14 protein-coding genes and 9 pseudogenes are annotated in these 16,882 nt (G+C 61.0%); 10 read left to right on the plus strand and 13 right to left on the minus strand.

The window, feature by feature from the left end; all coding sequences use genetic code 11:
• Nucleotides 1–5 precede the first annotated feature (5 nt).
• Entirely contained in the window at nt 6–302 is a 297-nt protein-coding gene (locus tag IVB07_RS31770) for a hypothetical protein (protein ID WP_247766878.1), read from the minus strand.
• A 115-nt stretch (nt 303–417) separates the two neighbouring features.
• A complete protein-coding gene (locus IVB07_RS31775) occupies nt 418–1,701 on the minus strand; it encodes an acetyl-CoA carboxylase biotin carboxylase subunit family protein (protein ID WP_247766879.1) in 1,284 nt (427 codons plus the stop codon).
• A gap of 757 nt (nt 1,702–2,458) precedes the next feature.
• Here IVB07_RS31775 and IVB07_RS31780 point away from each other — a divergent pair.
• The 4 genes and pseudogenes from IVB07_RS31780 to IVB07_RS31795 all read left to right on the plus strand — a co-directional run.
• Nucleotides 2,459–2,698, plus strand: coding sequence for a hypothetical protein (locus tag IVB07_RS31780; RefSeq protein WP_247766880.1), 240 nt, complete (start codon nt 2,459–2,461; stop codon nt 2,696–2,698).
• Between the two features lie 577 nt (nt 2,699–3,275).
• Nucleotides 3,276–3,530, plus strand: a pseudogene (locus IVB07_RS31785) (transposase); the annotation flags it as partial.
• Between the two features lie 237 nt (nt 3,531–3,767).
• Nucleotides 3,768–5,135: an IS110 family transposase gene (locus IVB07_RS31790; RefSeq protein WP_247337952.1), complete on the plus strand. Its 1,368-nt coding sequence runs from the start codon at nt 3,768–3,770 to the stop codon at nt 5,133–5,135.
• Nucleotides 5,136–5,762, plus strand: a pseudogene (locus IVB07_RS31795) (IS3 family transposase); the annotation flags it as partial.
• A 40-nt stretch (nt 5,763–5,802) separates the two neighbouring features.
• Here the strand turns inward: IVB07_RS31795 and IVB07_RS31800 are convergent.
• The 5 genes and pseudogenes from IVB07_RS31800 to IVB07_RS31820 all read right to left on the minus strand — a co-directional run.
• Nucleotides 5,803–7,176, minus strand: a complete 1,374-nt coding sequence (locus IVB07_RS31800) for an IS30 family transposase (protein ID WP_247334725.1) — start codon at nt 7,174–7,176, stop codon at nt 5,803–5,805.
• A gap of 70 nt (nt 7,177–7,246) precedes the next feature.
• Complete coding sequence (locus tag IVB07_RS31805; protein WP_247766881.1) at nt 7,247–8,836, minus strand: IS66 family transposase; 1,590 nt, start codon at nt 8,834–8,836, stop codon at nt 7,247–7,249.
• Nucleotides 8,837–8,905: 69 nt separating this feature from the next.
• Nucleotides 8,906–9,259, minus strand: coding sequence for an IS66 family insertion sequence element accessory protein TnpB (gene tnpB, locus IVB07_RS31810; RefSeq protein ID WP_007601228.1), 354 nt, complete (start codon nt 9,257–9,259; stop codon nt 8,906–8,908).
• A complete protein-coding gene (locus IVB07_RS31815; protein WP_247296968.1) occupies nt 9,256–9,444 on the minus strand; it encodes a hypothetical protein in 189 nt (62 codons plus the stop codon). Before IVB07_RS31815 ends, tnpB begins: the two co-directional genes overlap by 4 nt.
• Before the next feature lie 3 nt (nt 9,445–9,447).
• Nucleotides 9,448–9,678: pseudogene (locus tag IVB07_RS31820) on the minus strand (transposase); the annotation flags it as partial.
• 81 nt (nt 9,679–9,759) lie between these two features.
• On the opposite strand from IVB07_RS31820, the pseudogene IVB07_RS31825 reads away from it, so the two are divergent.
• Nucleotides 9,760–10,020: pseudogene (locus IVB07_RS31825) on the plus strand (IS3 family transposase); the annotation flags it as partial.
• On the opposite strand, the gene IVB07_RS31830 reads toward IVB07_RS31825, so the two are convergent.
• The 3 genes from IVB07_RS31830 to IVB07_RS31840 are packed head-to-tail and all read right to left on the minus strand — an operon-like array spanning nt 9,990 to nt 12,221.
• Nucleotides 9,990–10,676 (minus strand): recombinase, encoded by a 687-nt coding sequence (locus IVB07_RS31830; RefSeq protein ID WP_247766882.1) that lies wholly within the window; start codon nt 10,674–10,676, stop codon nt 9,990–9,992. The pseudogene IVB07_RS31825 and the gene IVB07_RS31830 sit on opposite strands and share 31 nt — an antisense overlap.
• Entirely contained in the window at nt 10,619–12,061 is a 1,443-nt protein-coding gene (locus tag IVB07_RS31835; protein ID WP_247766883.1) for a recombinase family protein, read from the minus strand. The genes IVB07_RS31830 and IVB07_RS31835 overlap by 58 nt, the downstream gene beginning before the upstream one ends.
• Nucleotides 12,051–12,221, minus strand: coding sequence for a hypothetical protein (locus IVB07_RS31840; RefSeq protein ID WP_247360180.1), 171 nt, complete (start codon nt 12,219–12,221; stop codon nt 12,051–12,053). Before IVB07_RS31840 ends, IVB07_RS31835 begins: the two co-directional genes overlap by 11 nt.
• An 870-nt stretch (nt 12,222–13,091) precedes the next feature.
• On the opposite strand from IVB07_RS31840, the gene IVB07_RS31845 reads away from it, so the two are divergent.
• The 3 genes and pseudogenes from IVB07_RS31845 to IVB07_RS31855 all read left to right on the plus strand — a co-directional run.
• Nucleotides 13,092–13,307: a hypothetical protein gene (locus tag IVB07_RS31845; protein WP_247766884.1), complete on the plus strand. Its 216-nt coding sequence runs from the start codon at nt 13,092–13,094 to the stop codon at nt 13,305–13,307.
• Nucleotides 13,308–13,609: 302 nt separating this feature from the next.
• Nucleotides 13,610–13,846 (plus strand): hypothetical protein, encoded by a 237-nt coding sequence (locus tag IVB07_RS31850; RefSeq protein WP_247766885.1) that lies wholly within the window; start codon nt 13,610–13,612, stop codon nt 13,844–13,846.
• A gap of 234 nt (nt 13,847–14,080) precedes the next feature.
• Nucleotides 14,081–14,866 (plus strand): annotated as a pseudogene (locus tag IVB07_RS31855) (transposase); the annotation flags it as partial.
• 314 nt (nt 14,867–15,180) lie between these two features.
• Here IVB07_RS31855 and IVB07_RS31860 read toward each other — a convergent pair.
• Nucleotides 15,181–15,462: pseudogene (locus IVB07_RS31860) on the minus strand (transposase); the annotation flags it as partial.
• Between the two features lie 66 nt (nt 15,463–15,528).
• On the opposite strand from IVB07_RS31860, the pseudogene IVB07_RS31865 reads away from it, so the two are divergent.
• Nucleotides 15,529–16,080, plus strand: a pseudogene (locus IVB07_RS31865) (IS110 family transposase); the annotation flags it as partial.
• Between the two features lie 2 nt (nt 16,081–16,082).
• Here IVB07_RS31865 and IVB07_RS31870 read toward each other — a convergent pair.
• Nucleotides 16,083–16,307, minus strand: a pseudogene (locus tag IVB07_RS31870) (transposase); the annotation flags it as partial.
• 9 nt (nt 16,308–16,316) lie between these two features.
• Here IVB07_RS31870 and IVB07_RS40600 point away from each other — a divergent pair.
• The gene (locus IVB07_RS40600; RefSeq protein WP_249812520.1) at nt 16,317–16,478 is read left to right on the plus strand and encodes a hypothetical protein; all 162 of its coding nucleotides are present in this window, start codon (nt 16,317–16,319) and stop codon (nt 16,476–16,478) included.
• 90 nt (nt 16,479–16,568) lie between these two features.
• On the opposite strand, the pseudogene IVB07_RS31880 reads toward IVB07_RS40600, so the two are convergent.
• Nucleotides 16,569–16,676: pseudogene (locus IVB07_RS31880) on the minus strand (transposase); the annotation flags it as partial.
• Nucleotides 16,677–16,882: the final 206 nt, after the last annotated feature.

Consider the following 16,882-nt stretch of genomic DNA (forward strand, 5'->3'; position numbering starts at 1 on the left):
GCTCTTTAGGCGAGCGTTTGAGCGGTCATGGCCGGCCCGTTCGCGTCACCGGCTGCAATTTGAGCAACCGAGTGGCGGTGATGCGCTGCAATACCACGAAGCGGATGCAGCATCGCTCGGGGCACCGACCAAAGACGATGCGGGTTCACCGAAGCACGTACTTGAACACTCTCATCGAGCAGGAGCACCGGGGTGTCGAGCATCGACGGCGAGCGATTTTCGGCTTTAAGTCCTTCGCCGAGGAAGGTGTTATTCTCGACGGGACCCAAAAGGGACAGGTAAAGCTTGCCTTTAATCCGCATCCGACCTCTCCAACCAATTTGCTATTCTCGCCGTTCGCGGCCATTTCTTTTCACTGGCGCCCTTGCAACAAGCCCAAGCTTACGCGCTCTCAACTGAACGAGCGTTCGGCGACTATCACCTATAGCCCATGCCATCTGCATCGGTGCCGGAATTAAGGGGCTGCAGCTGTCGTTTCCGCGCACCCAGTTGTGAAAATGGTGTGATGGACCAATCGATGAAGTCTACAGCGCATTGAAGTATCGCCTTGGTCTGAGCAAGGTTAGGTGAGACGGCTATGACATGTCCGATTTTGTCTCGATAGTCGCCTTTCCTGACGATCGAGGTCTTAAGTTCAATAAGAAATTTGACCTCTGTGACACCAGGTACTGCAGCCGCCCGACTGTCGCCACCAATCGCATCGAGAATGCCATCGCGGTCAGGAACCAGGATCCGCGCAGCCGCAGTATGCAAATGACTTTTGCGCAAATTGCATTCCTCCCCGATAACAAGCTTGATGTGCTCTGTGACGAGATCGACACCATAGGCCAGCTTTACCAGTTGAGGGTTGGGTGCGCCCGCAAGACGCGGGTTGACTTCAATCACGACTGGACCAAGCTTCGTCCACCGCATATCGATGTTCATCGGCCCCCAGCCCAGGCCGAGGGCTTGCAAACAGCTCAGCGAAACATCGGCGATACGCCTATGCTCGTCATCAGTCAGCAGGGCAGGATAGATGTACTCACGACAGACGAAGTGCGGCGGGCCGCCGAAGTCAGCGGCGCCAATCCCGATGACCTCATTTCCCATTATTTCCACGCTATAATGCGGGCCTTGTGCGAATTCTTCGACTAGTATCCTTGGGGAAGACCGCCATATGTGCTTCCCACCCAGCAGATAGCTAGTATGTTCGGCTAACTCATCGACATCGCGGCACAATCGGACGCCGCTACTTCCTATGCCTGCGGCTGGCTTGACTATCACCGGCAGCCCGATTTCTGCAGCAGAGTTTTCCACGTCCGCCGCATTCGCTGCCAGCCGATAAGCAGGTATTGGGACGCCGGCCTCCGCGAGAAGCTGACGTTGAGAGAATTTGTCGCGGCACCGTTCAATCGCTGCGGGGCGCGGGCCAGGCAGATCAAAATACGAGCAGAGCTCGCCGACCGCCGCATAGACTGACTCCAGCGCACTGGTAATGCCGGCAATGTCGGACGTCAGATGCAATCTGGCGCATTCGTGTATCATCGCATCAAGATTGTGTGTGTCGACACAGATTGCCTCGCAGCCTCCTGCCGCAACATAGTCATACTGAGTTGGATCGGCCGACAGAGTGATTGGATGCAGACCAAGACGCTGGGCCGCTTGGACGTACAGCGGACCATTACTTCCGCCTTCAAGCAGAATGAGAGCTCTTCGTGACATTGACTGGTGACTCCTAGTTGCATGCAGTGCTGCGGTCCGTGGAAATGTGAATCATCATGCATATGGGACATGAATGCCCCAACTTTCAATCGTTATGGGAATTAGTGAAATATCGGCGAATACCTTACGACGATACTGCCATCCTAGATAGGTGCACGGGACGAGGTTGTCGGCTAAAAGCGTAGCGCGCGTCAGAATTTCAGTTTTCTGGTCGCGCGAAGGACACGATTTGGGATGCGAAATTTTTATTGGCCGACTCTGTCCATTGATATGGCTTGTTGTCATTGTGGCGCTCAGGACGCTTTCGACATGGGTCTGGCGTAGTTGCTTGCGTGTCAGCTCCGCAAACCACGGTTCGACTAGTTGATCCAAGACGCCGAGGCGTTGAGTGCACGCGGTAGCGTGGAGGTTCATCAGGCAGGTCCGGTTCAATGCCGTTTTGCGGATCGCAGAGTCGATGGGCTGGACGCCCCCTCACGGCATTGCTGCTGCCAAAGTGGTGTCGTCGACTATCACTTAAACTGAGGCGTCCATGTAGGAATTAGCCTAATCGGGTTAGATCTGGCGACGAGTGTGCCGAGATCAGGAGCCTTGCTTTCCTGCAAGAAGCTGTGCCGGGACCAACGCTCAAATTGTTGCCGCAGCGGCGCTCGGGCTGCGCCAGCAGCCACTACCGGGCGCGCGAAATCGTGAGGCTGGAGCATGAGGTGCGACCATCGCGCCAGACTATGTAAAGCCGTTTGTAAAGAGGCTAAGAATGATGCCGCCGATGCGGAAGGCCTCCGGGAGAGCCGGCCAGCCGTCGACGATGCGTTTCGTGGCGGTCAACAGCGCAGAGCTGCAGGTGGCGGCCGTTGTGTTTCGCGCTCGCGACCTCCTGGTGCGTCAGCCCACCCAGACCATCAATGCGATTTGGAGCCATCCGGCCGACGAGAGCTCGCATCCGGCAACGCAAAACCGCCACGAGCAGCGCGGGGCTCTCGGAGATCAAGGCTGAGAATCCGCGGTTAGGATCCCCGATCGCGGTGCAGGTTTGCGCCAGGAAATGTTCAGCGCTATCGTCACGGCGCTCTTCGACCTCTGGGACAAGGAGCTAATATCCAACCCAATTGTCGCGACGCTCATCATGAATGGCTCCTATCTGCCGTCGGGGATATCTGCCAGCATATCGCTGGTGATGAGAAGAAAGAAATGATCTCACCCCACCGCAGGGTTGGAGATGGGTCACTCGACCTTCGGCGTCGCCCTCATTCAGGATTCGCTCGATGCGCCTCCGCGAGTTTGGACTGGCGGGCCGATTACAACAGCGCTTGATAACGCCCAAGGGACTGAGTTTTACGAGCTTCTGTATCGATGGCATCCGTGTTTGGTCTGCTGGTCTGCGGTTGGCGGTTATCATGGGCAAGATCAACACTTCGGCCCAGGTATGGCCGAAAGCGTGGATGTTTTGGTGCAAATGTTGGAGGTCGCATGGCACCAGCAGCGCTTGTGAACTAGCTGAAGGAAGTCGACCTGAGCTGCTGCCGGTTTGATGGACACCAAGATTGGGTGTTTTATCGAGCCAGAGGTGGGTCATGCAGAGACGGAAGTTCAGTCGAGAGTTCAAGATCGAGGCGGTCAAGCTCGTCAGGGAGCGCGGGGTATCTGTGGCGCAAGCTGGCCGAGACCTGGGCGTTCATGAGAACGTGCTGCGCAAATGGGTGAAGGAGTTCGGCTTCGACGCTGCGCAGTCCTTCCCCGGCCACGGGCAAATGAAGCCTGAGCAATTGGAGATCGAGCGGCTGCGGCGCGAGGTCAACAAGCTGAAGGCGGAGCGGGATATCCTAAAAAACTGTCCAGGGCCGTTGCGCGCCTGTGCGGGGTAGAAACAGCACTGTGTTATCCTCTGCGGCTGGGAGGGTAGCGGCCGTCAGCTTATTGGAGGCACTGTCCCCGTTAAAAAACGTGGTCCATGGGTGCATGCGGACTTGAGAGTGGTGACGCCGCTTCGGCTGCGATCCCGAATAGGAAGATGACGATTGGCATAACCCAGACCCTTCCGCTCATGAGTGAATGGAGGATTTGCGATGCCCCAGAGGACGACCGGTGACCGGCCGGAATTGAAGCCAGTCAACGTCAGCGCGGCCGCCATCGACATCGGATCAAAGATGCACATGGCTGCGGTGAACCCGGACTGCACTGACATTCCCGTGCGCGCGTTCGGCACATTTACACAAGATCTCCATGATCTGGCGGATTGGTTTAGCGCATGCGGCGTGACCAGTGTCGCGATGGAATCCACCGGGGTCTATTGGATCCCAGCCTATGAAATCCTGGAGCAGCGTGGATTTGAGGTTATTCTGGTCAACGCCCGGTACGCCAAGAACGTGCCCGGACGCAAGACCGACGTCAGCGATGCCGCGTGGTTACGGCAGCTTCATTCCTATGGACTGCTACGAGGCAGCTTCCGACCCGATGCCGAGATCGCAACACTGCGGGCCTATTTGCGGCAGCGCGAGCGGCTTGTGGAATATGCCGCCGCCCATATCCAGCATATGCAAAAGGCCTTGATGGAGATGAACCTGCAGCTCCATCATGTCGTCTCGGACATCACGGGCGCCACTGGCATGCGGATTATCCGGGCCATTGTTGCAGGCGAGCGCAATCCTGATGTTTTGGCAACCTATCGGGACGTGCGATGCCATTCATCCACCGAGACCATTCGCGCGGCACTGGTAGGCAACGACCGGCACGAACATGTCTTCGCCCTGAGCCAATCGCTAGAACTCTACGACGTCTACCAGGCGAAGATGCTGGACTGTGACCGCAAGCTCGAAGTCCTGATCGCCGCGCTAGGAAATAAAGGGGCAAAGCCGGTCGGGAAGCTATCCAAGCCGCGCATCAAGACCAAACAGATCAACACGCCCACCTTTGACGTCAGGACCGCGCTGCACGGCGTGCTCGGCGTCGATCTGACTGAGATCCATGGACTGGGTCCGTCGCTCGCATTGAAGCTTATCGGCGAGTGCGGCACGGATTTGAGGGCATGGCCGAGCGCCAAGCACTTCACGTCCTGGCTCTGCCTTGCACCGGGCAACAAAATCTCCGGCGGCAAAGTGCTTTCTTCGCGCACCCGGAGATCTTCCAGCCGGGCTGCCGCACTGTTGCGGTTGGCGGCCACCACGGTGGGGCGAAGCGATACGGCGCTCGGAGCATTCTATCGCCGCCTGTCCTTACGTGCGGGTAAGTCAAAGGCGGTGACAGCGACCGCCCGCAAGATTGCGGTTCTATTTTACAACACCCTCCGGCACGGCATGAGCTACAGGGATCCAGGTGCCAACCAATATGAGCAACAATATCGCAGCCGCGTTCTCGCCAACCTTCAGCGCCGGGCCAAATCTCTGGGCTTCGTGTTGCAGGCCATTCCGACGGACGCCAATCCGGCTGTTTCTTAGGAAGGCCGCTGCCTACTTCGCGAAGGAAGCGACATGAAGTTCGGCTTCATCGCGAAGCACCGGGGCATCTGGCCGGTGGCATGGCTATGCGAAGCGATGGGCGTGTCGCGGTCGGGCTTTCATGCCTGGCTGAACCGATCGCCCAGCACCAGATCCCGAAGCGACGAGACCGTAGGCCAGCAGGTCAAGGTCAGCTTCCTTGCCAGTGACCGGACTTACGGCGCGCGGCGCGTCTGGCGAGACCTTCTGGCGGACGGCGTCGAATGCGGCCTGCACCGGGTCGAACGGCTGATGCGCCTGCAGGCCCTGCGGGCGCGGCCACGACGCCGGCGTCTGCCGAAGGACGCAGGCCATCGCCAGATTGCGAACGTGGCGTCGAACCTTCTGGATCGGCAGTTCGAGGCCGAGCGCCCGAACCAGAAGTGGGTCGCCGACTTCACCTACATCTGGACGGCTGAGGGCTGGCTCTATGTGTCGGCGGTGATCGACCTGTTCTCGCGCCGGGTGGTCGGCTGGTCGATGAGCGCCAGCATGACCGCCCAGTTGGTTGCGGACGCCCTGTTGATGGCGGTCTGGCGGCGCGGCAAGCCGGATGCCCTGATGCATCATTCCGATCGCGGCAGCCAGGGCGGATTCAAACGGTCGTCGCAACACCAAATTTGTTCACTCACAGCAGCAACTCGTCAAGCGCCTCTGCCGGCGTTTTCCAGCCCAAAGTCTTTCTCGGTCGGGCATTGAGGGCTGCTGCCACGGCGGCGATCGCATCGGCGCTATGAATGCTCAAGTCGGTGCCTTTCGGGAAGTACTGGCGCAGTAGCCCATTGGTGTTCTCATTGGTGCCACGCTGCCATGGGCTTTGCGGGTCGCAGAAGTAGACCTGGATACCTGCATCTATCCTAAGGCGATCGTGCTGGGCCATTTCGGCGCCCTGATCCCAGGTCAGCGACCGACGCAGTTCTTCTGGCAAGGTAATGATAGTGCGAGTAATTGCGTCGCGCACGGCTTCCGCCCCGTGTCCCGCGAGAGCAGGACCGTTCTTCATGCGCGGAGCTTCGCCATGCCCCGCGAGGCGAGGAAGATGGAGCAGCATCGTGAAGCGCGTTGTACGCTCAACCAACGTGCCGATCGCCGAACTGCCCAGACCGAGGATGAGGTCTCCCTCCCAGTGCCCCGGCACTGCGCGATCGGCCGCTTCGGCCGGGCGTTGTCTGATCATAATATCCGGCGAGATAAAGCTTTTGCCTCGGCTGCGTACGCGCGCCCTGGGGGTCCGCAATACACGTCCCGTTCGCAAGCAGGCCGTCAGTTCGCGACGTAGCGCGCCTCGGCCCTGAACAAAAAGTGCTTGATAGATGGCTTCGTGGCTAATGCGCATCGTCTTGTCGTCCGGGAAGTCGATCAGCAAGCGTCGAGCAATTTGCTCTGGGCTCCAGGCCTTGGCCCATCGCCGATTCTTTCGCCGGCCATGCCGGCGACCCTTCCACGGAACGGCGGGACCAAGAACGGCAGCGCCCCTCGGGGTCATGACAACGCCGGCCAGTCGCTGCTCCAGATAAGTGCGCAAGGTTGTGTTGAGCGCGAGCTTGGTCGGTTTGGGTCGACGGGCCGATCGCTCGGCATGCCATTGAGCTGTCGATGCACGATACTCCAGGCCACCGCTGCGCGTCGCGGCATTGCGTCGTAACTCACGGGAAATCGTTGAGGCGGATCGGCCAAGTCGGCGTCCAATCTCGCGTCTCGAAAGATCCTGAATGCGAAGAAGTGCAATCTCCTCACGTTCCGCAAACGAGAGATATCGCCCGGACGGCGGCTTGGTCGAAGACCTGAACATCGCTGGTGCCATGCCGCCCGCCTGTCGGAATAATCTGGTTCCGACAGGCTGCGATATACCAGCCACCAGCGCAGCATCTTCGCTGGTCATTCCCCGCGCAATCCCCAGCCAAAATCGCCGGAGTTCAGATCGCCCTGCTACTGGTGGCCGTCCGGGTGACGGCAACGGCACTCGTCCGGAACGGTGTGATCGGCGCTTTTGAATGCTCATCGCAACCTCCCTCGAAGAGGTGTTGCGACGACCGTTTGAATCCGCCCAGTGTAAGCGCTTAGCCGCAACCCTATTGAGGCTGGCTTGACGTTTTGCGGAATCGCCACGGCATGAGGTCTTCGATGCGGCTATGGGGATGGCCGTCGATGATCGTCTCGAGTGTTTCGGCGATGTAGGCGGCCGGGTTGACGTCGTTGAGCTTGCAGGTGGCGACGATCGAGGCGAGCAAGGCCCAGTTTTCGGCTCCGACCTCATGACCGGCGAAGAGCGCATTTTTTCTGGTCAGGCAGACTGGCCGGATGGCGTTCTCGACAGGGTTGGTGTCGAGCTCGAGGCGCCCGTCTTCGAGGAAGCGGGTCAGACCTTGCCGGTGATTGAGCGCGTAGCGGATGTCCTCGGCGAGCGTCGAACCGCTGGAGATCATCGACAGCTGCTTCTCGAACCACATTTTCAAAGCGGCGACGAGAGCCAACGAATGCTCCTTTCGTGCGGCGAGCCGGATGTCCGGCGATGCACCGCGCACCATGGCTTCGATGGCGTAAAGCTGTGCGATGTGCCGAATGGCGGCCTCGGCGATCGGCGATTTGCTATTGCGGGCCAATTTGACGAAGCGTCGGCGCAAGTGGCTCCAGCAATGCACGAGCGTCCAAGGCCCTTGCAGTCGAGCGACTTCGGTCAGTCGATCATAACCGTCATAGGCATCGCATTGCAGGAAGCGTCCGCCAAAGCCATCTAGGAACTGCTCAGCGAAGGCACCGCTGCGACTGGGGGCATATCGGAACAGCACGATCGGCGGACTTGGGCCGCTGTGGCCGCGGTCGTCTGAGGCAATCGCCCAGAAGTAGCCTTTCTTCGTTTGGCCGCGCCCCGGATCGAGTACCGGCGCCTTGGTCTCGTCCATGAACAGCCGATCCGCCATGGCCAGGTGGTGGCGCATGTGTTCCGCGATGGGCTGAAGATGGAAGCAGGCGCGGCCGGACCAGTTGCCCAGTGTCGCCCGATCAAGCCGGATGCCCTGGCGCGCATAGATCTCGGCCTGACGGTAAAATGGCGTATGGTCGCCAAATTTGGAGACGATCACATGCGCGATGGCCGCTTCGGTCGGCAGCCCGCCGGGCACGACGTGCTCCGGTGCGTGCGCCTGCACGACGGGGCCGGAGCAGCGGCGACAGATGTATTTTGGGCGGCGTGTGATCAGCACGCGCCATTGCGCCGGGATCACGTCGAGGCGCTGGCTGACGTCCTCGCCGATCTTCGTCATGGCGCCGCAACCGCACGGGCAAAGCGTACTCGCAGGCTCGATGATCCGTTCCACCCGCGGCAAATGGGCAGGCAGGCAGCCGCGATTGCGATGAGAACCTTGATCCGGCGCGCTCCGCGATCGGCCCTTGATCACAGCCTCGGCTCTCTCCTGCGCCGCGTCCAGGATGCCTTGCGCGATCTCCACGTCTTCCAGCGGCAAGTGATACTGATCTGGCCGCAGCTTCTCGGACGTCGCGCCGAACTTCTCGCGTCGCAATTCGCCGAGAATGACCTCCAACCGACGCCGCGCCTCTTCCGACGTCGCCAGCGCCGCCTGATGTTCGCTCAAGGCCGCCTGCGTTTGCGCCAAAAGCGCTTTCAATTGTTCATTTTCGTCGCGCAGCGCCGCGATGCTCATGCGCTATTTCGAGCACATCGCCGCCGCGCGTGCCACATTCAAAATAGCTTCCGAGTCATTCTGCCGCAGTTATCCAGCCGCCTGGGGACGCCGCGCTTCTTCCGGGCGGACCAACCTCCAATCCAGCCCCTCGAACAGGGCTGCGAACATCGCCGGCGATATCCGTATCACGCCGTCTGCGATCGTTGGCCAAACGAACTTGCAACCTTCAAGACGCTTGTGCACCAACACCAGACCCGTTCGATCCCAGACCAAAATCTTGATCCGGTCCGCTCGTTTCGATCGGAACACGAAGGCTGCGCCGCTGAACGGGTCGAGACGAAGCATCTCCTGCACCTTCGCCGCAAGCCCATCGTGGCCACAGCGGAAGTCGATCGGCCGCGTCGCGATGTAAATCTTCAGATCGGCACCGGCCGCGATCATCGTGACGCTCGCATCGCGCGGATCACACGGGACAGCTGCTCGCCATCTATGGCTGTGTCCGTCCGCAGCACGACATCGCCGATCGCGATCTCAAGCTTGATCGCCGGAACCTGACGCTCCTCCAACGCACCTTCCACGACTAGCGGCGCGAATGTCGGCTGCGATACCTCGCGCGGCGGCAACATGCCTCGCTGTCGAAACCGCCGCCGCCAATCGTAGATTTGCCAGCGCGTCGCTCCGTGCTTGCGCGCCACCTCGGACACCTGGGCACCGGGTAACAGACTCTCGGCGACGATCCGAGCTCTCTCAGCTTCCGAACGTACGCGGCGCCCCGATGGTCCTTCAAGAACCTCCAGCCGGCTCACCGATCGCCTCGTTGAGCCGTCCAAATGGACGTCCTTTTTGCTGTCCAATCCCATCCGAAACCTCCGTCCAAGCCGGAGGCTTCTTTCGCACGTTCATTCGAATTCTGAAGCAAGGGTATCGGCTTCGCGCTTACCAGCCAGTACGTCAGCGAGCAGTTCCAGCGCTTGATGGCTGATAGCGGCATCGTCTGCAGCATGAGTCGGTCCGGCAACGTCTGGGACAACGCGGCGATGGAGAGCTTCTTCTCGTCGCTGAAAACCGAACGCACCGAGCGCAAAACCTATCGCACCAGGAACGAGGCCAGAGCAGATGTGTTCGATTACATCGAGCGGTTCTACAACCGCGCATCAGAACACCCATCTGTCTATGTTGTTGAAGAGAAAAGACTTTGCTGATTGGGATTCGATCCCGTGGGGTATCTTGGGTTCTGTCGCGCTCGTTCGGCGATAGATCGAGCAGCAGTTGTTATCAGCGAGCTGCGGGCGAAGATCCAAGGACCATCCGACAGAGGATGGATGGCTTCGATTTCACCAGCTTCAGCGGCCAGCCGGAGCGTCTTGGGCGCGATCTTCAGGAGCTTGGCGGCGTTGCTGAGGTTTAGCCAGTGCTCGATGCCGTCCTCGGCGGGCTTGAACACCGGGATGCGATAGTTCGAGCGCAGCGAGGTAACACGCTCGCGCGTCCAGCGATTGCCGTTACCGGTCTCGAGGCCGTTGCGGTTGAGGAGGCCGGCGATCAGATCGTCGCTGGCGATCAGCACCAGTCGGCGCACAGCCTCGATGATGTTGGCGGAGGTGCTGTTACGCTGCCCGCGCCGGCGCTTGGGCAGGCGTATCTCGCTGTGAACGCCGCCGACCCAGTGGACGATGAGGACGATCTCGGAGGCCGCATCGTCGATATCGGCCACGACCTCATGGATGAGGGTGCGCACAACGCGCTTCTTGAGGCGAGCATCCGTCGTCGGCGCATCCCAGACCGCTTTGAGGTTCGAGGCTAGAACGCCGAGCGAAGCTGGATCGGCAATGGGGGCGGGCGTCGCCGCCTCATGCATTGCGATCTTGCCCTCGACCTCCGCCGCGTGAGCGAGCGCCCTGTTCCAGCGCGCTTCAAGCTCGCCCGCCACCAGCCGGTTCGCGGGGTCAGCGGCATCGTACTGCCGGAAGGCCCGGTCGGCGGCATAGCGCGCCGCTTCGAGGTCGCGACTGAGAGCATCGCGCACCTCTGATCCCGCCGTTCCCTGGCTTCCTTGGCGGCCGCGGTTGCAGCGGCGATAGCGCCCGGACCGACGACGCCAAGCAGCGCTTCCTCGACTGCATCATCGACGCGCAGTCCGCCGAAGCCGATGCAGTGAGGGCCACCATTGTCCATCCAGGCGCGGCTGCAGCTGTAGCGCGGGATATGGTGCTTCATGCCGGAGTATCGGAGTGTGAGCTTGCGGCCGCAGCGCTTGCACCGGATCAGGCCGGCCAGCAGCCCGTCACCATGCTTGGGCGCGCCGTGATGCCGGCCGGTGGGAATGTTGCTGCTGACCATAGTGCGGATCGCCTCGAACCTCTCCCAGCTCACATACCCTTCGTGGGTGTTGGGCTTCAGCGCCAGCCATTCGTTCCGCGCCTTGCGGCGGATCTTCACGCTCACGCCTGCGGCGCTGTATCCCGCCGCCACAGCCGTCTTACCATAGGCATAGGCGCCGCCGTAGACCGGGTTCTCAATGATCCGGTGGATGGCGGAGTAGCTTGGTCGCCGCCAGGCCGTGTCGCCGCTGGTCTGCTTCACCGGCAGATCGAGATTGTACTCGTGGAGCCAGCAGAGCGCCTGTCGCGCGCTGCCCAGTTCCTCGACCTTGTCGAACACCAGCTTGATCGCTTCCTGGACACGCCCATCCGGATCTTTCTCATAATGGTCGCCGGCCTTCACGAAGCCGACGGGCGCCGCCACAACCAACTCGCCCCGGCGCGCCTTCTCGTAGCGGGCCGAGAGCGAGCGCTGACGCAACAGATCCAGCTCGTACTCGTTGAGGCTGCCCTTGAGCCCGAGCAGCAGGCGGTCGTTGCCGTGCCTCGGCGCATAGATTGTCTCCTGATCGACCAGAGCGGTATCGACCACGCGGCACATCTCGATGAGTTGCTGCCAATCCCGGCTGTTGCGAGCGAAGCGCGAGACCTCGCGGGCGCAAACCGCGCCAACCTTACCGAGGCAAACCTCCGCTACCATCCGCTCGAAACCGGCGCGTTGTACCCCGCCGGCGGCTGAACGACCGAGATCATCATCGATCACTTCAATCTCTGACCACCCGAGCACCGTCAGCCGGTCCCGCATGACGTGTTGCAATGCGCTGCTCTCGCGATTGTGCAACACCTGATGTGCTGAGGATTGGCGCACGTAAAGAAGCGCCTTACGCTCGAGATGATGAGGCCTGACCTTGTCAGAGATCATGATCGACCCCCTTCGCGGGCGGCGTCGCTGTCATCGCAGCATGGTCGAGGATCAACTGCGTCATCAGACTCATAAGGGCCGCCTGCGCTTCCGCCGGCAGCTCCGACCATGCCGGCGCGCCGATGGCGCCGTTCGACAGGCCGCTCCCGAACAGATCCATCTGCTGCTGCGGCCGCGGTCGTTGATTGTGTCGGTATCCGCTCCCTGGCATTGCCGTCTGGCTTGACATGAGTCGCTCCCCGATTCTGGCCGTGAGAGCCTCTGGATGCGCCAGAAAGCGGGGCAGCTGATGGCGTTTGATCCTTCAACGCTACATCGAGAAGCGCAGAAAGCGCCGCAAGTGCATCGATCCTAACAAGCGGCTGAGCTGTCAGAAACCCGGCGTCATGGCATGCCGTCCGGTCGAACATCCATGCGGGAACTTCCAGCCAACGGTCTGCTTGCGATCCGTCCAGGGTGCAGCGAAAAACGACATCGTCGGCCTTGTCGATGGCCCCATGAACGCAAACTCGGCGCCCAAACCAAGGATGATGCCGATAAAGAACCTCGCGAAGAACGGTCCTGTGGGCGTTCTCAAACGTCGTTGTACAATCGCCGCCGTCCCCACTCGAGCCTTGACGGCAGCGCATCTGATCAAGCCTACTTCACCCCACTGCCAATCCGCTTGGCAGCCTAACCCCGGCAGAGGCTCCACTTATCAACGCGGAGATTCTGTTCAGACAACCGGGACCAGCTCAGCGCGAGGTCCAGCAGCGGTTCCACGTAATTGACGCGCCGCGCGCCTACCGGCGTGAACTGCCGCCTCAAGCCCTGGCATGGCCGCTTTTCCAGCGGCTGCTGCGCTCCATCGACCTATCGAGCCGGCTCGGTTGGCGCGACTATACGATCCTCCATTTGATGTCGCACTACGGCCTGCGGCCCTCGGAATCGTCGCACTGACGCTTGGCTCGGGGATTGGGAGAACAAGACGCTCCACGTCAAGCAGTGCAAAACAAGATCAGATCTGATCCTTCTTCTGGCCGAACAAACCGTGCGGGTTCTCAGACATTATCTGCGCTGCGAGCGGCCCGGCGGAGCGTACACTGAACTGTTCCTCCGCGCTAGCACCCCGGTAGGTCCCCTCACGCACTACGCCATCGGCGATCTCTACCAGAAGCGCGCGCGTCAGAGCGGGCTGCCGCTCCAGGGCACGCCTTCCTATTGCCTGCCATTCATTTGCGATGCGATCTGCTTGATCGAGGTGTAGGGATAAAGGTGATCAGTGATCTGCTGGGTCATCGTACCCTAGAGAGCACCTGCGTCTATCTCCGACTGCAGACCGGAGCCCTGCGAGAGGTCGCCCTTCCTCTGCCCACGCTGACCACCGGCGTCGAAGAGGCGTCGCATGACTCCGATATTGCCGGATAGTGCATTCGATGAGCTGATCGACCGTTACTTGCGGAGGCAACGTTCACTGGGTCGCGCTTATTTTCATGAGGTGCCGCGCGGCTGCGGCTCGGCGGGTGCTGGCCCCACGGCCGCGGACCGGGAAAGGCCGAGCTCGACGAGGTGCCGACGAAAGAGCCTGGCACCGTAGATGGTGTGGTGGTTGCGCCAGCCGCCTTTGGCGCGTGGACACCGGCAATTGCGCAGGTGCTCGCCGAACGCGGCGAGATCAACGTCCGTCAGGCCCGCGCCTTGCTCGGCCATGACATGGCCGATGTGAGCCGCCGCTTGCAAATAGCGTACCGCTGTCGCGGGGCCATAGCCCTGCTGCTCCAGCGCCGCTGCAAACCCATCAAGTAAGGCCCGCTCGGCCCACTGCGCAGATGCCCCAGCATCTTCGCTGCCGAGAAGTACGTCTCCAACATGTCCGTCTCCGTATGTGACCGGCCATCAGTGGCCGACCCAACGGGGCCGCACGGGCGACTTGTAATGGAGAGCTCGAGAGCGGCAATACACAGGAAAATACGGTGATCGCGATTGCCAGCTCCCCATTACCGGCTTTGCCCATAAGGCAGGTAATGGGCGACGCCCATTACCTGCCGCGATCGGCACTGCCCGAAGTGCCAGGGTCCGTCGCGCGCAGTGGCTCGCCGAGCGGCAAGCCGAAGCTCCTTCCCGTGCCGTATTTTCACGTCGTCTTCACCTTGCCGGCACCTGCCGGAGAGATTGCCTTCCAGAACAAGGCCGTCGTCTGTGCGATCCTGTTCCGCTGCGCGGCCGATTCGCCGCAACCATCGCGGCCGACCATCTCGGGCCCAGCTCGGCGTGACCGCCTCCTCCACCTGAGGCCAGACCCTGCAACACCATCCGCATGTCCACTGGGTTGTGCCCGGCGGAGGACCTTCGCCCGACGGCACGCGCTGGGTCGCTTGCCGGCTTGGCTTCCTCCTGCCGGTGCGCGTCCTTCTCCCGGCTGTTACGCCGCCTATTTCTGCAAGAGCTGCAAGCTGCCTTCGCGGCCGGCCAGTTGGGCTTCTTTGGCGATCTCGCCCACCTCGGCGATCCCGCCGCGTTCATCCAGCGCCTCGATCAACTCCGACGCACCGACTGGGCCGTCTAGGCCAAGCCGCCATTCGGCGGGCCCGAGCAGGTGCTGGCTTATCTCGGCCGCTATATGCATCGCGTCGCCATCGCCAACACTCGGCTGATCTCGCTAGCCGAGGGCAGGTGAGCTTTTCCTGGAATGACTATCGGCAGAATCGCAAAGCCAAAGTGATGACGTTTGATGCCGATGAGTTCATTCGTCCGTTTCTCCTGCACACCCTGCCGGACGGCTTCCACCGCATCCGCCACTATGGCTTCCTCGCCAATGGCGGACGTAACGATAGATCGCCCTCTGCCGCCCTAACTCCTTGCTGGCCGCAACGCGCCGACTGATCAAGAAGCCGCCACAGATCCCCTCGTCAAATGCGAGATCCCCGTCTGCCCACGTTGCGGCGGCACCATGCGGCGCGTCGATGTTGTCCCGCGAGCTTGCGCGCGCGATCAGGCGTTTCGTTGTGGCGCGTCATGACCAGCGCCTGCACCATCCACCCCCTCCGTGATCCGTTCTCGGTGGCAACGTCCGATGTCGCCGTGGCCGCGTTCGTCACCGAACACCCCGCCAATCGTTCGGCTGACCTTGCCCCCAGGTTTTATCCAGTCCTGAGTTCGCCCGTGCCGTTGGATTTGCCCGGTTGGGCGGTGGCAGCGACGGGAGCTGGCGCGGAGCCTTCGGCATAGCGCAGCGCCAGATCCCGGCGCGGGTGGCAGGTCATCGCGAACTCGGACGGGGTTCTCCATCCGAGCTGCGAGTGTGGTCTTGTGTCGTTGTAATCGGCCCGCCAACTTCCAAGTGTGACGCGGGCTTGTGCCAGTGACGTGAACAAGGTCTCGTTCAACAGCTCATCCCGCAGCCGGCCGTTGATGGAGAAGACGGCCCCGCTCCCTCGGCGCCGGTGATATCGTGCCAGATGTGCTGGCGGCAGAAGGAGTCAATCAAGATGAACATCGCGACTATTGGGTTGGACATTTCGAAGTCCGCTTTTCACCTCCATGCGGTTGATGACGAAGGACGCGTGGTCTGTCGCCAACGCCTGCGGCGTGGTGAGATCATCGCCTTCTTCTCATCACTGTCATCCTGCCTGGTCGGCATCGGGGCTTGTGCTTCCGCGCATCACTGGGCACGCGAGATCCAGCGGCTTGGCCACGATGTGAGATTGATTCCGCCGGCATATGTAAAGCCCTACGTCCGGCGAGGAGCTAAGAACGATGCCACTGATGCGGCCGCAATCTGCGAAGCAGTTGCTCGCCCCAACATGCGGTTCGTTCCGATCAAGAGCGTCGAGAACCAAGGCTTCTTGATGCTTCATCGAGCGAGAGGCCTGCTGGTTCGTCCGAGCACTATGACATCTTGCGCCATCCGAGCCCATTTTGCCGAGTTCGGAGTTATTGTTGGGCAAGGCCGACAAAGGGTGGATGGTTTGGTGCAAATGTTGGACGATGATCAGTTATCGCTGCCGACTACGGCGCGCATGGCGCTGGCAGCGCTTGTGAACACGACGTTACGTGCTCCGATGACCAGCAAGTGCCTAAGATAGGAATCTCCCTGCTTCGTTATGCGGCCGAGCCGATCCTTTCCACCAGTTGAGTTCTGCCTTGGCGTTAGGCCGAGCCAAGCTGCGAACTCCCGCCCGGAACGGAACATGGTTGGATCGGGGACGGTGGCAGCAAGGGCTGTAGCCGTTACGGGGTCGACGCCCGGGATGGAAGCAAGCAACCTCGCCACTGGATGCGCTCTCTGAATCTGAGCCAACTCTCGCTCGATGGCTTCAATCTGCCGGTCGACTTCCTTCATCTGGCCAAGCGACTGCGGTCGCTGGAAGACGAGAACACGAAGCTGAAGCGGCTTCTGGCAGACGCCATGTTGGACAATGCGGCGTGCGCGCCGTAAACCCTGTGCAAAAAAGCGGGCTCGAGCCCGAACCATTTATCTGGGAACGGCACGCGCGGATCCAGGTTCGGCGGGATGGACGTCTCGGAGGGCGTCGCTTACACCATGCTTGCGGCAGAGATCGGCGACCGGAATCCCCGCTTCGTGCTCCTTCAAAATCCCGATGATCTGTTCTTCCGTAAACCCCTTGCGCTTCATGCTCTGGCCCCCGGCTTGGGCCAGAACGAACTTCAAACTGGATTAAGCCCGAGGGGCAAGGTCAACGCATCCCAGCGCAGCAAATCGCTCGCTGGATCGCGCCCTTTGCCCGATCAATCGGGCCACTCACATCCGATGAATGTTTCATCGACGCGCGGCGACCACAGGCGCGCCTCTCCCGCAGCCGCACCGGCTGCACTATCCCC

The sequence above is a fragment of the Bradyrhizobium sp. 172 genome, assembly GCF_023101065.1.
In the GTDB taxonomy this organism is placed as follows: Bacteria; Pseudomonadota; Alphaproteobacteria; order Rhizobiales; family Xanthobacteraceae; genus Bradyrhizobium; species Bradyrhizobium canariense_D.

Coding starts and splice junctions, on each gene's coding strand:
- IVB07_RS31780 (WP_247766880.1), top strand. CDS start 2,459: ATGATGCCGCCGATGCGGAAGGCCTCCGGGAGAGCCGGCCAGCCGTCG.
- IVB07_RS31800 (WP_247334725.1), bottom strand. CDS start 7,176: ATGAGCATTCAAAAGCGCCGATCACACCGTTCCGGACGAGTGCCGTTG.
- IVB07_RS31840 (WP_247360180.1), bottom strand. CDS start 12,221: ATGGATCTGTTCGGGAGCGGCCTGTCGAACGGCGCCATCGGCGCGCCG.
- IVB07_RS31830 (WP_247766882.1), bottom strand. CDS start 10,676: ATGCATGAGGCGGCGACGCCCGCCCCCATTGCCGATCCAGCTTCGCTC.
- IVB07_RS31835 (WP_247766883.1), bottom strand. CDS start 12,061: ATGATCTCTGACAAGGTCAGGCCTCATCATCTCGAGCGTAAGGCGCTT.
- IVB07_RS31770 (WP_247766878.1), bottom strand. CDS start 302: ATGCGGATTAAAGGCAAGCTTTACCTGTCCCTTTTGGGTCCCGTCGAG.
- IVB07_RS31805 (WP_247766881.1), bottom strand. CDS start 8,836: ATGAGCATCGCGGCGCTGCGCGACGAAAATGAACAATTGAAAGCGCTT.
- IVB07_RS31790 (WP_247337952.1), top strand. CDS start 3,768: ATGCCCCAGAGGACGACCGGTGACCGGCCGGAATTGAAGCCAGTCAAC.
- IVB07_RS31775 (WP_247766879.1), bottom strand. CDS start 1,701: ATGTCACGAAGAGCTCTCATTCTGCTTGAAGGCGGAAGTAATGGTCCG.
- tnpB (WP_007601228.1), bottom strand. CDS start 9,259: ATGATCGCGGCCGGTGCCGATCTGAAGATTTACATCGCGACGCGGCCG.
- IVB07_RS40600 (WP_249812520.1), top strand. CDS start 16,317: ATGCGCTCTCTGAATCTGAGCCAACTCTCGCTCGATGGCTTCAATCTG.
- IVB07_RS31815 (WP_247296968.1), bottom strand. CDS start 9,444: ATGTTGCCGCCGCGCGAGGTATCGCAGCCGACATTCGCGCCGCTAGTC.